Genomic DNA, 19721 nt, shown 5'->3' with positions numbered 1-19721 from the left:
GTGCACCCCGTAGGGTGCAGGGAGACGGAGTTGGCCCGCGTCATTCGGATACGAGCAACCCCGGCGCAGCCCGGAAAGTGGCCTCAATGACCTCCTCCGCACGTCAGACCACCCTCGTTCACGAGCAGAGCGAATTCACCGCCGCCCGCGCCGCCGAGAAGGCGGCCTGCGCGAAGCAGAACGCGCTGGCGACCCATACGGTCGCCGGTCACGCCCTCGACGCGGCCGATTGCAAGTACCTGCTCGAAATGCTCGGCCTGGATGCCGCGAGCCAGGCGGCCGCGCAGGAGTAGTTCCCGCTATTTCAGCGGCAGCGCCCCGTCCATCCCGCCGACGTCGGTGATCTTCCAGTCCGCGCCGCTGTCCACGGTCACGTTGTAGGTGACCGTGGTCTGCGCCCCGTTCGGGTTCTGGGCGTTGGTGGAGGACACGTTGAGGAAGACGTTGACCTTGTAGACCCCGTTGGTCTCCGAGGCCACCCGTGCGGCGATGGGCTGCGCGGTGGAGGTCCACTTCAACGGCGTCAGCAGTTCCTGCAGCTTCGGCGCGGTGGCGTCGAACTTGTTGGACAGCGCGGGCGCCGTATTGGCCTTCAACCGGTTCACCCAGGCGGTGAAGTCCGCGAAGTTCACGGTGGCCGCGCCGACCGTGTAATCCTTGGCGACCTGTTCGGCGCGCGTCGCGCCGGCCGCCGCGGTATCGCGGTCGGACAGCTCGCCGCGCGCCGAGAGCAGGAATCCGCCCAGCACCAGCGCGGCCAGGGTGGCCACCGCCAGGCCCGCCGACAGCAGCAGCGTCGAGAACGGCACCGCGACGGTGCGCCGGGCGGGTGTAGTCGTTTTCGCTTCCGCCGCAACGGTTTCGGTGGCCGCGTCGGCGGGCTTGTCGAGTTCGATGGTCATCGGTTTCTCCCGGGATCACTTGACGGCGAGCTGCAGGCGCAGCGTGCCGTCGGGGCTGGTGGCGTGCAGCGCCTGGCTGATCAGCGCGCCCAGGTCCAGGCGGCTGATGATCGGGACGGCCAGCGCGTACAGGGGCGCGAGCAGCGGCGCGTACGGGGCGAGCGAGGGCCCCATCTCGTCGAGTTTCGCGGTGAGCTTCTCCAAGAACGGCGAGAGCCCGAGCGCACCTTCCTTGTCCTCCAGGAACGAGTCCGGCGCATTGCCGGTGCGAATGACCCGGGCGATGGAATCGGCGACCTCGCCGACCCGGGGCCCGAAGTCGGCCCACGGCCCGGCCGCGTCCAGCAGCGCCGGTTCCGCCCAATCCATATCCCCGGCATTGGCCTGCATGGCGATGAGCATCCGGCGGATCAGATCGGTGCGGCTGAGCAGCGTCTCGGCGAGCAGGCCGGTGGAGCGCGACAGTTCCGGCACCAGCGCTTCGGTCCCGGCCATCGCCTGCCCGAAGGTGTCCACGATCGAGGCCAGCGCCGTCGGATCGAGCTGCCGCAACAGTTCGGTGGTGGTGCGCGCGATATCCGGAATCGACACGGGCGCACCGACTTTGTCCCCGCGCAGCGTCTGCCCGTCGACCAGGTACGGCCCGGCCCCCGAGGACGGCTGGAATTCCAGATACGCCTCCCCCAGCCCGGACAGGCTCTCGATGCGCGCCGCACTTGCCACCGGAATCGGATAGTCGGTGCCGACCTCGAACCGCACCCGCACCCCGTCCGGCACATGCGCCACCTCGGTGATCTTGCCGACCTCGACCCCGGACAGCAGCACCTTCGAACGCGGCAGCAGCCCACCGGATTGCGGAATGGTCATGGTGGCGGTGATCCGGTCCTCCAGCCAGCTCACCCGCACCACGCCGACCGCGAGGTACACGCTGCCCACCGCCAGGATGGTCAGGATGCTGAGCAGGGACAGAACGGAACTCATTCTCATCGGACGACTCCGAGCATTCGCAGGGTGCGCACGATCGATTCGATCTGCTCGTCGGCGGCCACCGGGGTCGCCGACCCCGCCACGGTCACGCCGGTGATGTTCACCTTGGGCCCGCGCTCGACGAACGGAATGATCTTGTCGCGCAGCAGGGCATACAGCCGGTTCAGATTGGACGGCGCGGTCAGGTCCAGGGGATTGTTCGCCAGCAGCAAGGGAACGAACGCCTTGGCCGCCGCGTCGGCCGCGCTCAGCAACGGGGCGAGCGGCTCCACCGCGTGCCCGATGACCCCGAGCGAGCCGACGATGCCGAGGGTATCGACCAGCGATTGCGCATCGGCCGGAATCTCCACCGCCCCGCGTTCGCTGAGCAGCGCGTCCAGCTCGCGCGGATTGTCCAGCACCGCTTGCAGATCCCGCTCGAACGCCGCCAGCGACCGGTCCAGGATGTCCTGGTGCGCCGCCAGATCCTCGATATCGGTGCCGAGCCGGTCGGCGATCCGCGCGGTATCGGCTTTGTCGGCCGGCAACACCGCATTGGTCTGGTTGATGATCTCCTGAATCTGGTGCGGCGCACCGCCGCCCACGAAGGTGGACAGCCCCACCAGCAGATCCTCCACCTGCAGGGCGGGTTTGGTGCGCTCCAGCGGAATGGTCCCGCCGGGCGCGATCATCGGCCCGGAATCCCCTGCGGGCGTCGTCAATCCGATGAAGATGTCACCCAGGATGGTGTTCTGCCGCAGCTGCACCGTGGTGCTCGCGGGCAGCCGCACCGCACTCGAGATCTCCACCACCGCGTCGATGCGCCCCGGCTGCGCGGCCGAGGGATCGATCACCCGCACCGAACGCAGGCTGCCGATCTTCGCGCCATTGGCCATCACCTTGGCCTGTGCGGGCAGGTTCAGCGCATTGGCGAGCTCGATGTGCACCTCGTAGGTCGGCCCCGATACCGCCGCGCCCGGCACCGGCACCGCCGACAGATCGAAGGCGCAGGCGCTCGGCAGCACCGCCGCCATCCCCAGCGCGGACATCGCCAGGAAACGCTGTGACGCACCCTGTTTCATCGAACCCCCGCCAATCCGAGCACGAGCGGCACCAGGTCCACCCTCGCCAGCCCGTCGTCCGCGCCCCGGCATTTCCCGGGTTCGAGCGTGTTGACGGCCGCGCACACCTGCTCGGCGTTCTCCTTCGCCAGCGACACCCGCGGCGCGGCATAGGTGATGCGCGCCTGCCCGGTCTGCGGGTCGAGGAACTGCTGGAAGGCGCTCACCACCGCCGGGATCATCTCGATGAGCTGCCGCAGGCTGCCGACCTGCGCCGCCAGCAATTGCAGTTTCGGCACCGCTGCGTCCAGCCCGTTCAGAATGGACTGCCCGTACTTGTGCGCGATGGTGTTGAACCACGGCAGGATCACCAGCAGCGAGTCCACGGCCTGCACGGTGCGCCCCCACACGGCATTGATGAAGGTGAGCCCCTCATTGCCCTGTGTCAGTGCGACTTTGATATCGCCCCAGTTGAGCGCGACGCTCTCCACGGTGGAGGCGAACGCGTCCAGCAGCCCGCCCAGATGCCCGATGGCCGCGTCGGGCCGGTTCAGCATGGTGCTCAGATCCTTGATCAGCTGATTGAGCTTCTGACCGGTCCCGGAGGTGGCCCGGTCGAAGGACCGCACGCTGTCGCGCAAGCGCGCCTGTTCGGCGGGATCGCCGTGCCCGGTGAGCTCTTCGGCCAGGTTGGAGAACGCCTCCAGGGTCTGGGTGAGGCTCTTGGGCGTGAATGTCTTGGTGACGCAGCTCTTCTCGTCCCATCGGGTGCGGGATTTGCTGTCGCTCACCACTTCCAGGCTCCGATCGGCCACGATGGTGTCCGAGACGGTGGTGGCGCTGACCTCCCCGTACAGCGGATGTTCGGCGTCGATGTCGAAAGTGACGCGCACCGAACCGTTCTCGGGCCGCACCCCGGTGACGCTGCCGACCGGTATGCCGAGCATGGTGACGCTGTTGCCTTCGTAGAGCCCGATGGAGTCCGGCATGATCGCGCAGTAGGCGAGGGTCTTGCGCAGCGGATCGAACGCGAGCAGGTACCCGGCGACCACGACCAGCAGCACGCCGGCCACGCCGACCGCCGTGACGAAACCCTGTGATCCGAGAAAGCGTTTCATCTCAGCAGGTCCTCCCCGGCAGCGGCACACAGAATTCCGGGGCCGCGAGGGTGATGGCCGACTGGTCGATCACGACCCCCTCCCCCGGGGTGACGGTGGCGGCCAGCCGCGCCTTGATATCGCCGAGGTTGGTCAGCGCCTGGTCGAAGCGCCGCCCCAGATCCTCCAGCGCCGGAACGGCTTCCTCGAGCTTGTCGGCGAACGGTTCGAGCTGACTGCGCCAGGACGGTTCGATGGCGGCGATCCGGGACAGCAGCTCGCCGGTGATCCGCAACGATTCGGCGATCTCGGCCTTCTTGGCCAGCCCGTCGGTCTCCAGCGCGCCGATCTTGCGCACGAAGGTGCCCAGCAGCGATTTGTTGGCGTCGACGGTGGTCAGGTATTCGTCCATCACGGTGAGCGCCCGCGACACGTCGGTGTTCTGCCGGTTGATCAGCCCGACCAGCGACTCCACGGCGGATCCCATGCGCCGCAGCGCATCCGGGCTTTCCGACAGCGCGTCCTGCAACGAGGCGAAGTTCTTGCGCAGGGTGTCGCCGTCGACTTGCGCGGTGGGCACGGCCGCATCCTGGATGGTGCGAATCAGGCTGTAGGGCAGGCGCACCCGGTCCGCGGGGATCACCTTGGAGCCGAGCGCCTTGTCCCCGGCCGGGAAGGCGGCGATGTAGTGCCCGCCGACCACGGTGAGCATGCGCACCTCGAGCGAGGTGCCGTCACCGAGGAAGACATTGTCGTTGACGGTGAACGTCATCCGCACCCGATCCGGCAGCAGCTGCAGCGATTTCACCGATCCGACGTGGATGCCCGCGATCCGGATCTCGTCCCCGGCCCGCACCGACCGCGCCTCGGACAGCTCGGCGGTATAGGTGGCCTTGCCGAGCGGTAGTACGTAGATGACGCCGGTGGCGACCAGCACCACCGCGAGCACGATCGCGCCCAGCAGCCCGTACCCGAGTTCACGCCCGGCGGTGGCCGCCTCGTACGGGTCGTGCTGCCCGCTCAATGCGGACAACCGGGCCCGGAATCCTTTGCGGGCAGCCGGTTTCGGCGTGTTCAGCTCTTGCATATCGACACCCGCTGCCCGCTGATCAGCACCGAGAACGGCGCGGGCACCTGCGCGGTCCCCTTGGAACAGGTCAGGTCGAGCTGCCCGGAGGTGCCGGCGGGCGGCAGCAGGTTGGCCAACGACTGCAACAGTCCGGGCAAGCGCCCGAGCGTGTCGAGCGCCTGATTCGGATCGGGGAACAACAGCTGGAGGTCCTTTTCCAGGTTCGGATTCGAGTTCTCGGTGAACCCGAGGGTGTTCAGCAGGCTGTTGAGCGGGCCCAGCGCCGACGGCGCGACGGCCGCGAAGTCCAGCAGGCCGTCGAGCTCCTTGCGGAAAGCCACGAACACGTCGGCGATGCCTCGCAGCAGTGTCACCAGATGCGGTGACTTGCCGCCGATCTGGCTCGAGATGGCCTGCAGATTCGACAGCAGCAGCGACAGCACCGCCTGCCGATCGGAGACATACCGGCTGAGCTGCTCGAACGCGTCCAGGGCAGGACCGATACCCGCCCCGTTGCCCTCGATCACGGCCAGCACGTTCTCGGTGAACTGATTGAGCGCGCCCGGCGAGAACTCCGCCAGCACCGGTTGCAGGCCGTTGAACAATTGGGTGATGTCGAACGACGGCACCGTCTTGTCCGCCCCGATGGTGGCCCCGCCCGCCAGCCGCTCGCCCGGCGAATCCGGTTGCCGCACATCGACATACCGCTGCCCGGTGAGCGTCTGATACCGGATGGCCAGCCCGCTGCCGGTGTACATGGGCCGATCCCGCTGCACGGTGAAGGTGACGATCCCGCGGCTGCCGGACAGCTCGATCTCACTGACCTTCCCCACCTGCACACCGAACATGCGCACGTCGTCGCCGGTCTTGAGCCCGCTCACATCGGTGAATTCGCCACGGTAGGAAGCGGTGTCGCCGCTCACCGGCCGCACGATGGCGCTGATCACCACCAGCAGCAGCGCGACCATGGCCACCGTGAACACCCCGATGCGCCACAGCACGGCGCGAATCCCGCGTTGTTTCACCGCGCTCCTCCCGTCAGCCCCAGCTGGCCCAGCAGCGGAGCGGCCACCGCGGGAACACCGCTCAACGCCACCTGCACGTTCACCGTCGGCCCGTCCGGGGTGTCGGCGAAGATGCGGTGCAGCCGGTCCACCAGTTCGGTCATCTCCGCCTGGGAGACAGCGGGATTCGGCAGGGTGCCCGCGATGGCCTCCACCACCGGCACCAGCGGATCGGTGAACGCGCCGAAATTCGCGTACACCGATTTCAGAGTGTCGGCGAACTGTTCGAGCACGTTCTTGCGCAGCATGGCCACCGAGGCGTCGAAGCGCGGCCGATCGGTCACGAAGATCTCGATATCCATGATCGCCTTGGCCAGCTTGAAGGTGGCCGAGGTGTACGCGCCGAAACCGTTGAAGAAGCCCGCGTACTTGTCGAGCAGATACGACGACGGATACTGCTGGGTGTCGGCGACCAGCCGGCTCAGCGTGATGACCGCCTCGACCATCGGGGTGAAGGCCCGCAGATCGCCGTTGAGCTGGGTGACGAGTTCGGTGAGTTTCGGGGTCAGCACCTCGGTGCCGGTCTGGGTGAGCGAGCGCAGCAGCGCGCCCATGGTCACGTCGGAGACCTTGCCCGCCAGATCGATCTGCTGCCCGTCCCGCAGCGGCGTCCCGCCTGGCACATGGCGCAGCGTGAGCGCGCTGATGCCGAACAGGTTCTCCGGCGCGTAGTCCACTGTGAGCGCGTCGGTGAGCCCCGCGGCCTGCGCCTTGTCGAGTTCGAGGGTGACCAGCTGCCGCCCCTGCCCGATCGGCTCGATGCCGGTGATGGCCCCGACCGCGACCCCGTCGTAGCGCACCGACGCCCCACTGACGATGCCCTCGCCGATCTGCTCGGTACGCAATTGAATCCGCAGATGCTCACCGGTGTCGCGGCCGTTGTAGGCGTTCCAGCCCACTCCGGCGGTGACGGCGAGCACGACGGCGACCACCCCGAGTCCGCGCGCCCGGCCGCGGCCGATGCTCACCCCTGGGATTCCGTAATTCGGCATGCCCCTACCCCGGGAATTCGATCGAGGAGTTCACGCCCCACAGCAGCAGCGTCAGCACCATGTCCAGACCGACGATGGCGACGAAGCTGGCCCGCACCGCGCGCCCGGAGGCGATACCGACGCCTTCCGGTCCGCCGGAGGCGAAAAACCCGTAGTAGCAATGGATCAGGATGACCGCGACCCCGAACACCAGGATCTTCACCACCGCGGCGAGCACGTCGTAGCCGCTGGTGAACTGGAAGAAGTAGTGGTCGTACACGCCGCCCGCCTGCCCGTGCAGCAGCACCACCACGGTGGAGCAGGCCAGGTAGGACAGCATGAGCGCGATCAGGAAGGTCGGCACCACGGCCACCGCGCCGGCGATGACGCGGGTGGTCACCACGAACGGAATCGACCGCAGGCCGAGAGATTCCAGGGCATCGATCTCCTCGGAGATGCGCATGGATCCGATCTCGGCGGTCATCCGGCACCCGGCCTGCGCCGCGAATCCGACGGCGGCGGCGATGGGCGCGAGCTCGCGGGTATTGGCGAACGCCGACACCACGCCGGTGACCGGGCCGAGCCCGAGCATGTCCAGGGTGGTGAAGGTTTGGATCCCCACTCCCGCGCCGATGGCCAGCCCCAGCACCACCAGCATCGGCACCGTACCGCCGCCGACGATCAAAGAGCCACGGCCCCAAGTCATATCGGTGATGGCCCGCAGCGTCTCGGCGCGATACCGGCGCAGCGTCAACGGAATCCCCGCCAGCGCCTGCACGACGAACCCGAGCATGAACCCGGCGTTCTCCAGCGGCGTGAAAGCCCGATCGCGCCGCTGATACAGGCGCACAACCCAATTCAGCCCGCGCGGTGCGTATGGTGCGGCCGTCATCACGCCACCCGCACCGGCAGGAACATGGCGACCACCTGCGTGATCACCAGGTTCACCACGATCACCGACGCCACCGACAGCACCACCGCCGCGTTCACCCCGTCGGCCACCCCGCGCGGCCCGCCCCGGGCCTCCAGCCCGCGCTGGCAGGCCACGATCACCACCAGGAACCCGAACAGCACCGCCTTCGCCAGCGATATCCACACATCCGTCAGCACGGTGAACGCGCCGAAGGTGGCCCAGTAGCTGCCCGGCGTCACGTTCTGCGCGCCGATGGCCACGAAGTAGCCGGCCACGATGCCGACGAAGATGATCAGGATATTGAGCAGCGGGGCCACCAGCACCATTGCCGCCACCCGCGGAATCACCAGCCGGTGCACCGGATTGATGCCCATGGTGCGCAGCGCGTCGATCTCCTCGCGCACGGTGCGCGCCCCCAGATCCGAGGCGATGGCCGAGGCCCCCGCCCCGCCCAGCAGCAGCCCGGTCGCGATCGGCGCGCCCTGCTGGATCACCCCGAGCCCGCCGGCCGCGCCGATCAGCGAATCCGCCCCCAGTTGATGGATCAGATTGCCGACCTGCACCGACACCACGACCCCGAACGGCACCGCCATCAGCACCGCGGGCAGCGCGGTGACCGTGATCAGATACCAAGCCTGATACAGCATTTCGCGCCACTGGAACTTCCGCGCGAGCACATCGGACACCGTGCCGCGCAGCGCTTCGACGCCGAGGTCGACGGTCCGGCCGAAGGTGCGCAGGCTCGCGATGGCGACGTCGGAGAAGTTCTTGCGGACGATCTGCAGGGCCGTGGTCGTATCGCCCCGCATCCGGGCCGGCGACTCGGTCTGCATGTGATGTTTCCTCCCTGATGCCCCCGGGGCCGAGCCGGAAATCGCCCGGCCGAAGGGTCTTTCGTGCACGGTATGCAGTGGTCACGATGCTGCCCATGGCACTGGCAGCCACGGGGTTGACACTTTCCGACTGTGCGGCGCGTCACTCAGGAGGCGAGCGGCAGCACCGGCCGATGGGCGCGCACGAACTCCGCCAGGGCGGCGGCGATGGGTTCCGGCGAACCGTCGGCGCGCGGATCGGCGCCCGCGGCCACATCGCAGTGCAGGTAGCCGGGGAACCAGTGCGTGTTCTCCGGGTACACGCCCAACTCGGTCAGCGCCCAGGTGAAGCTGGACTCCCCCATCAGGTTCACGTACGGCAGTCGCGCCGCGCCCGCCTCGTGCCGGACGGGCGCCAGCGAACCGGTCCGGCAGCCGCCGAAAACAGCGGCGGCATCGAGGCTTTGACGGTTCGGGAAGTAGTCCTCGAACACATTGAGCCGCCCGCCCGCGAGCATGGGGGCCAGTTCCGCCAGGCTCACCACTTCGCTGGCCGGGGTGGCGACGGGAATGCCCGTGCGGGTGGCTTGCCGCGGCGCGTCCGGGCCGCCGCAGCGGTCGTAGTCGCGCCAGCGGTACAGCTCGTCGAAAGAGGTCGGGCTGTAGCGGGGGCCGGTGCCGCAGAGCGCCCGGTACAGCGGGCGAATGCCGGGCCGCTGGCCCATTTCATAGGAGACCGGGAAGCTGCGCGGGGCGACGGCCGCGCTGTCGAGGACGCCGCAACTCATGGACAGCACCCCCATATTGATCGAGGTGTGCGCGCCGCCCACCAGCCCCAGCAAGGCCTGATTGGTCAGCCGCAGCTTGCGGTAATCCGGTGTGCCCGTCACGAATTCACGCCAGGTCCGGGCGGTGGAGCCGCGCAGCACCAGGCTCGGGGTGCCGGTGGCGGGCAGCAGTCGCAGAATGTCGGTCTCCTCCTCCGGCGCCTGCACGGCCGCCACCGCCACCGCCGCGATCAGGGCGAAGGCTTCGGGATTGCCCCAGCCGCCGCGCAATACGGCGGTGCTGCGCGGCATCAGCCCGCGCCGCATGGCCGCCGGGATCCGTTCGACACCGCGCGCGAGCGGCCGCAGTGACCGGGCCAGCCACGGCCGGGCGGCCAGCCGCAACGGGTCCAGGTGCGTCACGGTGTCCAAGGCGATCAATCCGGCGATCTGCTCGTGCCCGGGGCGGCCGTCGAAATCCCAGGCCGCGTAGGTTCCGGCCTGGATGCCGCCCAGCGAATGCCCGCCCAGGAAGACCTTCTCCGCGCGCACGTCCGGGTCGGGAATCTCGCGGCACAGCACCGCGTGCACGTCCTCGACCGTGCGGGCCATCCCGAATTCGGCAAGGAATCCCAGCTCACGGTCGGGCCGGAAGCCCGCGAACTGCCGGCCGCCGACCGTGCGGCCGCCGTAGTAGTAGTCGAGCGCGAGGTGGTAATCCCCCTCGGCCACGGCCACCTCGATGGCGGAATGATCCTCCACGCCATTGGCGCGGCGGTCGATCACCCACACTTCGGCGATCAAGCCGGCCTCGCCCAGCATGCGAATCGTATTGCGCCCCAGCGGTTGCAGTGACCGCGCCCCCGCGATGGCCCCGGGCAGCAGCACGATCACCGCGTCGGCGCGCGCGGGATCGTCCGGGGCGTCGGCCCACTTGATCCGCAGGTGCCGCAGTTCGTCGCATTCGTCCGGATGACTCGGGAAGCCATCCGGTAGCGGGAGCGTCTGGGTCACCATGCTCAGCTGGATTCCATCGGTGCTCGAAAGCCGCTCTTCGGTGCGCATCGCCCCATATCTCCCTTGATCGCGGTACCGGTCCACAGTCGGGACAGCGTAGGAGAATTGCCCGGAAAACGGCCGCTACCGGCGGGAATGAGGCGACTTCGGCACATGGTGTGGCGACTGAAGTCAAGTTCTATCGACTGAACGCTACCGTCTGATACACATAGTTCTGTAAGTTGGACCACACCGCACCGTGTGGAGTTGTACATTTCGCCACATCACGTGCCGGAGTAGTTGTTGGTAGGACGTCGATGAGGACACCGCGCACATGTTCGACTGGGATTTGCTGAGGAACACCTCCAGCGTTCATATCTTGACGCGTCTCGCGGAGGAGCGCGGCATACCGGCCGCGGTCTGCCTGGCCGGAACCGGGATGGAGCCGGCCGCCGTGCTCGACCCGAACTCCGAGATCACCGCCCGCCAGGAACTCACCGTCGTCCGCAATCTGCTCACCCACTGCGGGAATGTGCCGGGCCTGGGCATCGAGGCGGGCGGGCGCTATCACATCTCCATGTACGGCCCGTGGGGTCTGGCGCTGCTGAGCAGCCGCACCCTGCGCGACGCGGTGGACGTGGCGCTGAAGTACGTGGAGCTCGCCTTCGCCTTCGGGCAGGTGGAATTCGAGGAGCGCGACGGGCGGGCGCATCTGCGCTTCGACGATCACGAGGTGCCCGCCGATGTGCGGCCCTTCCTCACCGAGCGGGTACTGACCGGCATCCACACCCTGGGCCGCGAATTGTATTCGGTGGGAATCCCGTTCGACCGGGTGGCCTTCCGGCACGACGCGCCCGCCGACACCAGCCGGCACGTGGCCGCGTTCGGGGTGGAACCCGAGTTCGGCGCGGAATGCAACGAAGCGGTTTTCGATGCCATGTTCCTGGATCTGCCACTGCCGCAAGCCAACGAGTGGGCGCGCGGCACCTTCGAGCAGTTGTGCCGGGACCTGTTGACGCGCCGGCAGGCCCGCACCGGGATCGCGGGGTCGGTGCGGGACCTGCTCGTGCGGGATCCGGGCGAGATCCCGGATCAGGCGGCGGTGGCGGCCGAGCTGTACATGAGCCCGCGCACGCTCTCGCGCCGCCTCAACGAGGAGGGCACCTCGTTCCGGGCGCTGCTGGACGAGATCCGGCAGATGCTGTCGGAGGAACTCCTCGACCGCACCGATATGACCACCGATCAGGTGGCGGCCCGGCTCGGGTACGCCGAGGCGGCCTCGTTCATCCGGGCCTTCCGGCGGTGGAAGGGCTGCCCGCCGCAGGAGTACCGGGCCCGCGGGGCGCGACCGGCGCTGGGGCGGGTGCCCGAACCGGTGTAGCGGAAACCGCTGCGTTATCGACTGTTTCGGACAGCGGGTTGACCCGGTGCGCCAAGGTGGGACCGGCGCGTGCTTCGGCTCGAAGTGTCAATCGCGCGTCCGCCTGTGCTCTGGCCGATCGCTTCGCGCCCCCGCTACCGTCCCCCGGGATATCGGTAGCGTGGAGGTCACGACGTGGATGGTTCCCAGTTCGGGCACGAGGATTTCGACTTCGACTGGATCGTGGTCGGCAGCGGCTTCGGAGCCAGCGTGGCGGCGCTGCGCCTGTCCGAGAAAGGATATCGGGTCGGCGTGCTCGAACAGGGGCGCCGGTTCGAGGACGGTGACTTCGCCGAACGCGCCACCCAATTGCGCCGCTACGTGTGGCTGCCCGCGCTCGGTTTGCGCGGGATTCTGCGGATCGCGCCCTACCGGCACGCCATGGTGCTGGCCGGGGTGGGCGTCGGCGGCGGCAGCCTGGTGTACGCCAACACCATGTATCAACCCGACGGCGACGACTTCTACCAGCATCCGCAATGGGGTGAATTAGCGGACTGGCGTGCGGAATTGGCGCCGCATTTCGCGACCGCGAAGCAGATGTTCGGGGTGGCGCCGTATCAGGGCGCGCGGCCGGTGGACGATCTTATGCGGGAACTGTCGGTGGAACTCGGTGTGCCGCAAGGGTATCGGCGCACTCCTATCGCGGTGTACTTCGGGGAAGCCGGAAAGACCGTTTCCGACCCGTATTTCGACGGCGCGGGACCGGCGCGCACCGGCTGTGTGCGCTGCGGGCAGTGCATGCTGGGCTGCCGGTACGGGGCGAAGAACAGTCTGCCCAAGAACTATCTGTGGCTGGCGGAGCGGGCCGGGGCCGTCGTGGTGCCCGATTCCAAGGTCGTCGATATCGCGCCGCTGGGCGACGGGACCGGCGCGGACGGCTATCGCCTGACGGTGCGTGGGCCCGGCGTATTCCGGCGGGGCCGAAGGGAATTCACGGCGCGCGGGGTGGTGGTCGCGACGGGTGCGCTCGGCACCAATGAGCTGCTGGCCGCGTGCAAGCGGAGCGGTTCCCTGCCCGCGCTCTCCGATCGGCTCGGCGAGGTGGTGCGCACCAATGACGAATCGATTCCGGCCGCCTCCACGGTGGCCGCCGATGCCGACTATCGCAGCGACGCGGCCATCACCTCCAGCATCTTCCTGGACGAGCACACGCATTTCACCAACAACACCTACGGGGACGGCGGCGCGCTGCTGTCGCTGGTGTACGGCCCGGCCACCACCGCGGAGTCGGCGCTCGGGCGCTGGGCGCAGTTCCTGGCCGGATATCCGTGCTATCTCTGGGAATTGGCGCGCCGACGGAACTGGTCGCGGCGCACGGTGATCTTCACGGTCATGCGCGGCACCGATGTGGCGCTGCGGCTGCGGCGCGGCTTCGGGCCCGGGCGATTGCAGACCGAGGCGGCCGGCGCGGCCCCGAGCGGAGAGACGGCCGTGCAGCTCGCCCGGCGGGTGGCGGCGCTGGCGGCGCGGCGCATGAACGGGCGGCCCCTCGCTTCGGTGGGCGAGACGCTGGGTTCCGCGCCGATGACCGCGCACTTCCTGGGTGGCGCGGTGATCGGCAAGGATCGCGAGCACGGCGTGATCGACCATCGGCATCGGGTGTTCGGGTACACCAATCTGCTGGTGTGCGACGGGTCGGCGGTGCCGGCGAATGTCGGGGTGAATCCGAGCCTGACCATCTGCGCGATGGCCGAGGCCGCGATGGCGCATGTACCGAATACCGTTGCGGCGCAGTGACAGCGCGGCGGGCCGGACGCGCGATCGCCGCCGGCCCGCCGGCCGGATTCAGTCCACCAGGTCCGCGACCAGTACCTGCACCAGCCGGGTGTAGCGCCGGACCGCGGCGGGCAGTTCGGTCGCACCGGCGGCGTCGACGATGCGCGGGTTGACGAACTTGCGCGTGGTGCGCCGGTAGGTGGCCGCACCGCCGCCCGCCGCCCGGATATTGCGCAGCCAGTCGGCCTTGCTGCCGTACGGGAGCGGGACGATCAGCAGGCCGTCGGCATAGTTGGCGACCACCGGATTGACGTACGGCTTACCGGATTTGCGGCCCGCGTGGTGAATCAGGCTGTACGGCGCGATCTTTCCGGCGTAGAGCCGCGTGAACGGGTTGACCACATAGCGATTGAAGGCGGGCAGCCAGCCGGGCGCGATACCGTCGCCGGTGCCCTGGTCGCGCACCCATTTCAGCGGACCGCGCTGCCACATCCCGGGTTCGGGTTCGATGCCGTGCGTCTTGAGCAGCATGGCGAGCATCTCGTAATGCCCGACCAGCATGCACAGGTCGGCGATCTGTGCGGCCGACAGATGCCGGGCCAGCTCGTCGAAGGTGGTCTCGGAGATCATCCGCTCGGCATGCAGTTCGTCCACCGCGCGCAGCAGCAGCCGTTGCCGCTCGGTCCATTCCGGGGCGTCGGGGCCGGCACCGACACGTTCCACGGTGGCCGTGGACAATCCACTGAACCGGGCCGCGTACACGTGGTGGTGCCATTCGTAGCGGGCCGCCGTATTCCAAGCGGTGCGCAAAGTGGCCAGTTCACAGTCCACCCGAGTCAGCTTGCTGCGGAACACGAGCCGGATACCCAACGGCGCGTAGGCCAGCGCCAGACCCCCGCTGCGGCCCATCGCCTCCAGAACCTTGATCCGTCCGCCACCGCCGATCCGCCCGCCCAGGCGGCCGATCAGCCAGGGAAAGGTGTCCGTCTGCCCGAACCTGCCGAGCTCGGGCATGCGCTCGGTCGCCGCCGCCCGCCAATGCGGTGCGGCATCACTCGGCGCGGCGACATCTGTCTTCCACTGCACGACTGTGTCCTTCCCTCGAAATCATCGGGCGGCGCGCCCGGGCCTGGCGAGCCTAAGAAGCCGCAGTAACGCCCGGCCAGTACGCGAATCGCCACCTGATTGACGATCGATGCCAGCCGGCCCGATGCGGTCATGGTCGCGGTCTCGTCGTCAGTTGTGCAGGTAGGCCGACAGCCACGGTCCGACCATGGGGGCGGCGACCAGGTCGAGTGCGCCGTCGCCGTCGAGATCGACCGGTTCCACCGATTCGACGGTGGCGGGTGCGGAATGCCATTCGGCGCGGGCGAATCCGCCCGCGCCGTCACCGCGCCACAGGGTGATGTGCAGGGTGATCGAGTCGGCGGTTACCAGGTCGGTGCGTCCGTCGCCGTCGAAGTCGGCCAGCGCCAGTCCGGCATTGCCGGGGGTGCCGATCGTCCAATTCGATTGTCGTGGGCCGTCTTCGCCGCCCATCCATACGTTGATGCCGCCCAGGCTGGTTACCCCGACTATGTCCGCGCGGCCGTCGCCGTCGAGGTCGGCAACCCGGATGGCCTCCTGTATCAGCTCCGGTGCGAGCAGTGTGCGACCACGGCCGAAGGTGCCGTTCCCGTTGCCGTACAACACGTTCAGGACCACCGGGAAGCCGCCGGCCACCACGATGTCGGGATTGCCGTCGGCGTCGAAATCCGCGGTCTCGAGGCCGACGCTGGCGAAACCGGTCAGCAGTGACGTCGGAGTGAAGGTTCGGTCGCCGTTGTTCCGGGACAGGGTGGAGGGCGTCGCGGCCACCGCGAAGTCCGGGCGGCCGTCGCGGTCGAAATCCGCGATCCTGATCGCGCCCGGTGCGATACCGAGCGCGAAATACCTTGCCTGGTGGTCGAATCCGCCGTTGCCGTCCCCGTACAGCACCACCACGTCACCGATGGCGTTCGCGACGATCAGGTCGGTCCGGCCGTCGGAATCCAGATCCCCAGCCGTGATTCCGTCCGGCAGCACACCCGTCGCGAGGTACCGGCCCGGTTCGAAGGACCCGTCTCCGCGCCCGGCCAGCACCCGGACCCCGAAACCGCACAGATCCGTCATGGCGACGTCCGCCCGTCCGTCGCCGGTGAAGTCGCCGGTCGCGATCGCTTCCGCCGTCGGCGAATTCCCGCACACCGTCACCGCGGTACTGTGCTCGGCCCCGAACACCGGCGGCCATCCCTGCGCGGGGGCCGTTGCCGCGATCGCCACCTGCACGACCGCGGCAACCGCGCCGAGCGCCACCGCGCCGCTCCTTCGGCCCACGAACATTCGGTCCTCCCAAGGCTGCGGTGGCGTGCTGCGACGGTATCGGGACGGCGCGGGGCCCGCCTTGACGATGGCGGCCACTTGGCTGACCGAACCGGTCAGCGCCGCCGCGAGAGCCGAGCGCGCGGCTCTCGCGTCGAGCCTCGATCAACTCGGACCGGTGAGCGCCGCGAGGGTCTTTCGGGCGCTGTCGGCGTGCAAGGGCGAGAAGTAGGGGTTGATGCGGAGAGCTTCGGACAGGACGGCGGCGGCTTCTTCGGTGCGGCCGAGCGCGGCCAGGATCATGCCGCGGTGGTAGGTGAAGGCGGCGCTGCGGTAGCCGAGGGTGGTGGTGCGGTCGGCGTAGGTCAGCGCCTCGGTGTCGCGGCCTGCGCGGTGCAGGGCCCAGGCCAGGGCATCGGTGGAGATGAGGTTCTGGCGGCGGGCGTATTCCAGCTGGGCCAGGCGGACGGCTTCGGCGGGGTCGCCGTGGTCGGCGGCGAGCAGGGCGGAATCGATATTGTCGGTGGCTCCTTCGGCGGCCAGGGCCGCGAATCTCCTTGCTACGTCGGCGAATCGGAGCGCGGCGGCGTCGGGGCGACCGGCGGCCTCGAGGAGTTCGCCGTATTCGATCAGGTATTCCGGTAGCGGGCTGGTGGAGGTGAGCTGCGCGTATTCGTCGATGGCGCGGTCGAGCCGGCCGCGAGCGGCGAAGACCTTGGCTTGGCCCTGATGCAGCGCCGCGCTGCTGGGATCCGCCAATAGCCCCGCGCGGTACTGGGTTTCGGCCTCGTCGAGACGTCCGCTGTTGAAGGCGAGCTCACCGAGGTGGTATCGGCAGTAGGCGATCTGATCGCCGCTGTGGGCCGCCGCGAGCGCCATTTCCAGGGCCGTGCGGGCGTCGTCGACGCGGCCGTGGAGTTCGAGGTCGTAGGCGGCGCGGGTGAAGGACGCCACCCCGGGACGCAGATCCAGCATGCGCTGCACCGCGGCGGTCGCGGCGTCGGTGTCCCCGAGCTGGGTGTAGGCGTCGACCAGGACGCCGTAGACATCGGTGCTGTCCGGGCGCAGTGCGAGGGCTTGCTGACCGTAGTCGCGGGCCGCACCGAAATTGTGCAGCGCGTTGGCGAGCACGCCGAGACCGATCAGGGCATCGGCGTTGCCGTCCGGAAGCAATTCGAGGGAGCGGTCCAGGGCGCGTTGTGCCGCACCGTAATTGGCGGGGTCACCGGTGATCCGGGCCAGTTCGACATACGACGAGCCGAGCTTCGCCCAGCCCGCCGGGTTGGCTGGGACGCGGTCCAGGTCGCGGCGCGATCGGTCGATCTGCGCCGCCAGTTGCTCGCTCGGCAGCGAAGCGACGGCCACGGGGTGCGGGGACCGGCTGGTCACCGCGAACGTCGTACCGACGACCGCGGCGACCAGACCGGCCAGAACGCACAGCGCCACAAGCGATTTGCGGAGTGCGATGGTCATGACGAGCTCACTGACGACGCCGGCGCAGCAACAGCCAGCCGCCGGTGGCGAGCACGGCCGCGACCGCGGTGCCGCCCGCCGCCACCGGAATCAGCGAACCGCCATCCGCAGGACTCGCGGATTGCGCTGCGGCCGGGACGATTCCGCCCGCCACCGAGGACGCGCCCGCCAGCCCCTTCGACGGCAACGCCACGTACGGGAAGGTGTCGGAGAACTTCACGTCATTGGCGTTCACCTTGTCCCCCGCGGCCAAGGCCTCGACCAGCTTGCCGGACTGCGCCGCGCCCTCCACCGCCTGCACCGCGATATCGACCACGTCGTCGGTCAGCCGCCGCCCGTTCGGGAAGCCTTGCAGGTCACCGGCGAGCACACCGAGCCGTTCGGGTTGCTTCGCCACCGGCACGGACATGTTGAGCCGCAACATCTCCGACGGCTGGAAGGACTTGGCATCGGCATCGGCGTTGAGGACCTGCGAGTTCAGATCCGCCTGGATGGGCGGCGCGCTGCCGTCCAAGGTCGGGGCTTGCTTGGCGATACCGGTCAGGAAGATCTCGACCAGGTCGTTGCGCGGGCCCTTCGGCGCGGGCACCTGGTAGATCGACTCGATCAGCTTGGCCAGTTCCGGATCCGTCACGCGCGCGACGACTTCCGGAATGGTGGCGTCCTTGCTCGGCGACAGGCTGTTGAACGCGTCCTTCAGCGCGGACGGGACGATGACCTCGTTCACCAGCGGATTGCCCAGCCGCGAGACCTGCACCGCTTCGCCGACCGATTCGGCCGCGCCCGGGCTCAGCTGCAACGTGCGCCGTTCGGTATCGCTCCACACCCCGATCACCGGATTGCGGGTGGCGTTGCCCTTCAAGGCCAGGTCCTTCATAGGCACTTGCAGCACAACGGTATTCACGTTGTACCCGGCGAGAGTGTCCGTTCCGACCTCGGACAGATTGCCGCCGTACAGCAGGTCGAACACCCGCAGGTCCAGGAAGAACGGATCCTCCGCGGCCCCCACGTACACCGATCCGCCGCCCGGCAGGCTCTGGGTCGCCTGGCTGCGCAGCGGAGCGTAATCCGGGATCGACGCGGGACCGGTGTAGGAGGGCGCGGCGGTCCCTTCCACCACCGGCCGCCAGTCGTCGACACCGTGGCTGACCGACAGCTTGTAATTCTGCCGGAACAGCAGATTCTCGTCGTTCAGGCTGGTGACGGGACCATTGTTGTACAGGAACGTGGAGCCGCCGCGCCGGTCGTCATTGCTGAACGTGACCCGATAGCTCACATCGGGTTTCCCGTTCCCGTCATTGTCGATATTGATGTCGTAGTTGGCCTCCGTGGCCCACGGATAGAAGTTGGGCCCGCCATTGGGCTCCTGTAGACCGAACCAGTTCGCGACGATGGTCACTGTATCCGGCTTGTCCGGGCTCACGAACGCGTACACATCGGTGTTGTCCACCGCCGGATCCGCGGCGATCAGCGGCGCTTCCCGATGGCTGGACGCGGCGGCCGTGGGCAGCACCAGCCCGCCCACCGACCCGCTGAGGACGATGACGCCGGACGCCGCCAGTGCGCCCGCCGCACGACGCCGGGCGCTCCGGCGAGATTTTCGAGACATGAGATCTGCTTCCATTGGGTTACAGCGGCTTCGAGCCGCTAACCCATGCTCGATCCCACACCCCCGGCGCCACATCGGTCGATCGACCTATCCCGTCGTCTCCGTTTCGCGGGGTCAGTGCGCGGGGGCGGAATGCGGGCCGAATTCGTCGGCGACCACGGTGACCAGGTCGGCGGGGAAGCCGCCGCGGCGGGCGTGCTCGCGGATGGCTTCCGGGTCGTCGGCCTCGTGCAGGCAGTAGATCTTGTCGCCGGCCACGTAGCTGGTGATCCAGCGGTAGGGGACGCCCAGGGAAGTCATTGCGGCATTGGACTTCTCGGCGATGGCGGCGAGGTCGGCGGGGGTGAGGTCGGAGGCGCCGGGGATCTCCCGCTCGATGAGGAAGCGCTTCATGATTCGTTCTCCTGTCGGTGGGCCGGCCGGATGGCCGGTGACTTCTACGTTCGGGCATCGGGGAACGGATCTCATGGGGGGCGATTCCCTATCTTGCCGACGGCGGGCCCGCACCGACCCCGGCAAAAGGCGCTGCCGGGGTGCCCGGTACG

At 68.6% G+C, this 19721-nt stretch carries 18 protein-coding genes; 3 read left to right on the top strand and 15 right to left on the bottom strand.

Annotated elements, in window-relative coordinates:
- Nucleotides 1-86 precede the first annotated feature (86 nt).
- Nucleotides 87-293, top strand: coding sequence for a hypothetical protein (locus tag LTV02_RS04205; RefSeq protein WP_067707345.1), 207 nt, complete (start codon nt 87-89; stop codon nt 291-293).
- Between the two features lie 6 nt (nt 294-299).
- On the opposite strand, the gene LTV02_RS04200 is transcribed toward LTV02_RS04205, so the two are convergent.
- The 10 genes from LTV02_RS04200 to LTV02_RS04155 all read right to left on the bottom strand — a co-directional run bounded on the left by LTV02_RS04200 (nt 300) and on the right by LTV02_RS04155 (nt 10687).
- On the bottom strand, nt 300-902 hold the full coding sequence (locus LTV02_RS04200; RefSeq protein ID WP_233038607.1) for a hypothetical protein: 603 nt from the start codon (nt 900-902) through the stop codon (nt 300-302).
- Nucleotides 903-917: 15 nt separating this feature from the next.
- The gene (locus LTV02_RS04195) at nt 918-1883 is read right to left on the bottom strand and encodes an MlaD family protein (protein ID WP_233038606.1); all 966 of its coding nucleotides are present in this window, start codon (nt 1881-1883) and stop codon (nt 918-920) included.
- A gap of 2 nt (nt 1884-1885) precedes the next feature.
- Nucleotides 1886-2950, bottom strand: a complete 1065-nt coding sequence (locus LTV02_RS04190) for an MlaD family protein (protein WP_233038605.1) — start codon at nt 2948-2950, stop codon at nt 1886-1888.
- Nucleotides 2947-4047 carry an MlaD family protein gene (locus LTV02_RS04185; protein ID WP_233038604.1) on the bottom strand — a complete coding sequence of 367 codons (1101 nt, stop codon included), beginning with the start codon at nt 4045-4047 and terminating at the stop codon, nt 2947-2949. The genes LTV02_RS04190 and LTV02_RS04185 overlap by 4 nt, the downstream gene beginning before the upstream one ends.
- Nucleotide 4048: 1 nt before the next feature.
- Nucleotides 4049-5059: an MlaD family protein gene (locus LTV02_RS04180; protein WP_233038603.1), complete on the bottom strand. Its 1011-nt coding sequence runs from the start codon at nt 5057-5059 to the stop codon at nt 4049-4051.
- A gap of 41 nt (nt 5060-5100) precedes the next feature.
- Nucleotides 5101-6120 carry an MlaD family protein gene (locus tag LTV02_RS04175; protein ID WP_233038602.1) on the bottom strand — a complete coding sequence of 340 codons (1020 nt, stop codon included), beginning with the start codon at nt 6118-6120 and terminating at the stop codon, nt 5101-5103.
- Nucleotides 6117-7151, bottom strand: coding sequence for an MlaD family protein (locus LTV02_RS04170; RefSeq protein WP_233038601.1), 1035 nt, complete (start codon nt 7149-7151; stop codon nt 6117-6119). The genes LTV02_RS04175 and LTV02_RS04170 overlap by 4 nt, the downstream gene beginning before the upstream one ends.
- 4 nt (nt 7152-7155) lie before the next feature.
- Nucleotides 7156-8022, bottom strand: a complete 867-nt coding sequence (locus LTV02_RS04165) for an ABC transporter permease (RefSeq protein ID WP_067707331.1) — start codon at nt 8020-8022, stop codon at nt 7156-7158.
- Nucleotides 8022-8876, bottom strand: a complete 855-nt coding sequence (locus tag LTV02_RS04160; RefSeq protein WP_233038600.1) for an MlaE family ABC transporter permease — start codon at nt 8874-8876, stop codon at nt 8022-8024. The genes LTV02_RS04165 and LTV02_RS04160 overlap by 1 nt, the downstream gene beginning before the upstream one ends.
- Nucleotides 8877-9022: 146 nt before the next feature.
- The gene (locus LTV02_RS04155; protein WP_233038599.1) at nt 9023-10687 is read right to left on the bottom strand and encodes an alpha/beta fold hydrolase; all 1665 of its coding nucleotides are present in this window, start codon (nt 10685-10687) and stop codon (nt 9023-9025) included.
- A 310-nt stretch (nt 10688-10997) separates the two neighbouring features.
- Here LTV02_RS04155 and LTV02_RS04150 point away from each other — a divergent pair, with 310 nt between their 5' ends.
- Together LTV02_RS04150 and LTV02_RS04145 are read left to right on the top strand one after the other, a co-directional pair.
- Nucleotides 10998-11999, top strand: coding sequence for an AraC family transcriptional regulator (locus LTV02_RS04150; RefSeq protein WP_233038598.1), 1002 nt, complete (start codon nt 10998-11000; stop codon nt 11997-11999).
- 174 nt (nt 12000-12173) lie between these two features.
- On the top strand, nt 12174-13775 hold the full coding sequence (locus LTV02_RS04145; protein WP_233038597.1) for a GMC oxidoreductase: 1602 nt from the start codon (nt 12174-12176) through the stop codon (nt 13773-13775).
- Nucleotides 13776-13823: 48 nt separating this feature from the next.
- Here LTV02_RS04145 and LTV02_RS04140 read toward each other — a convergent pair whose 3' ends face one another.
- The 5 genes from LTV02_RS04140 to LTV02_RS04120 all read right to left on the bottom strand — a co-directional run bounded on the left by LTV02_RS04140 (nt 13824) and on the right by LTV02_RS04120 (nt 19569).
- Nucleotides 13824-14840, bottom strand: a complete 1017-nt coding sequence (locus LTV02_RS04140) for a nitroreductase family deazaflavin-dependent oxidoreductase (RefSeq protein WP_233038596.1) — start codon at nt 14838-14840, stop codon at nt 13824-13826.
- A gap of 150 nt (nt 14841-14990) precedes the next feature.
- Nucleotides 14991-16115: an FG-GAP repeat domain-containing protein gene (locus LTV02_RS04135; RefSeq protein WP_233038595.1), complete on the bottom strand. Its 1125-nt coding sequence runs from the start codon at nt 16113-16115 to the stop codon at nt 14991-14993.
- 144 nt (nt 16116-16259) lie between these two features.
- Nucleotides 16260-17567, bottom strand: a complete 1308-nt coding sequence (locus tag LTV02_RS04130) for a tetratricopeptide repeat protein (protein WP_233038594.1) — start codon at nt 17565-17567, stop codon at nt 16260-16262.
- A gap of 7 nt (nt 17568-17574) precedes the next feature.
- Nucleotides 17575-19176: a DUF4331 domain-containing protein gene (locus tag LTV02_RS04125; RefSeq protein ID WP_233038593.1), complete on the bottom strand. Its 1602-nt coding sequence runs from the start codon at nt 19174-19176 to the stop codon at nt 17575-17577.
- Nucleotides 19177-19290: 114 nt separating this feature from the next.
- A complete protein-coding gene (locus LTV02_RS04120; RefSeq protein WP_067707308.1) occupies nt 19291-19569 on the bottom strand; it encodes a DUF4242 domain-containing protein in 279 nt (92 codons plus the stop codon).
- Between the last annotated feature and the right edge of the window lie 152 nt (nt 19570-19721).

Source organism: Nocardia yamanashiensis (assembly GCF_021183565.1).
Classification (GTDB): domain Bacteria; phylum Actinomycetota; class Actinomycetes; order Mycobacteriales; family Mycobacteriaceae; genus Nocardia; species Nocardia yamanashiensis.
This window is presented reverse-complemented; position numbering and strand designations above follow the sequence as displayed.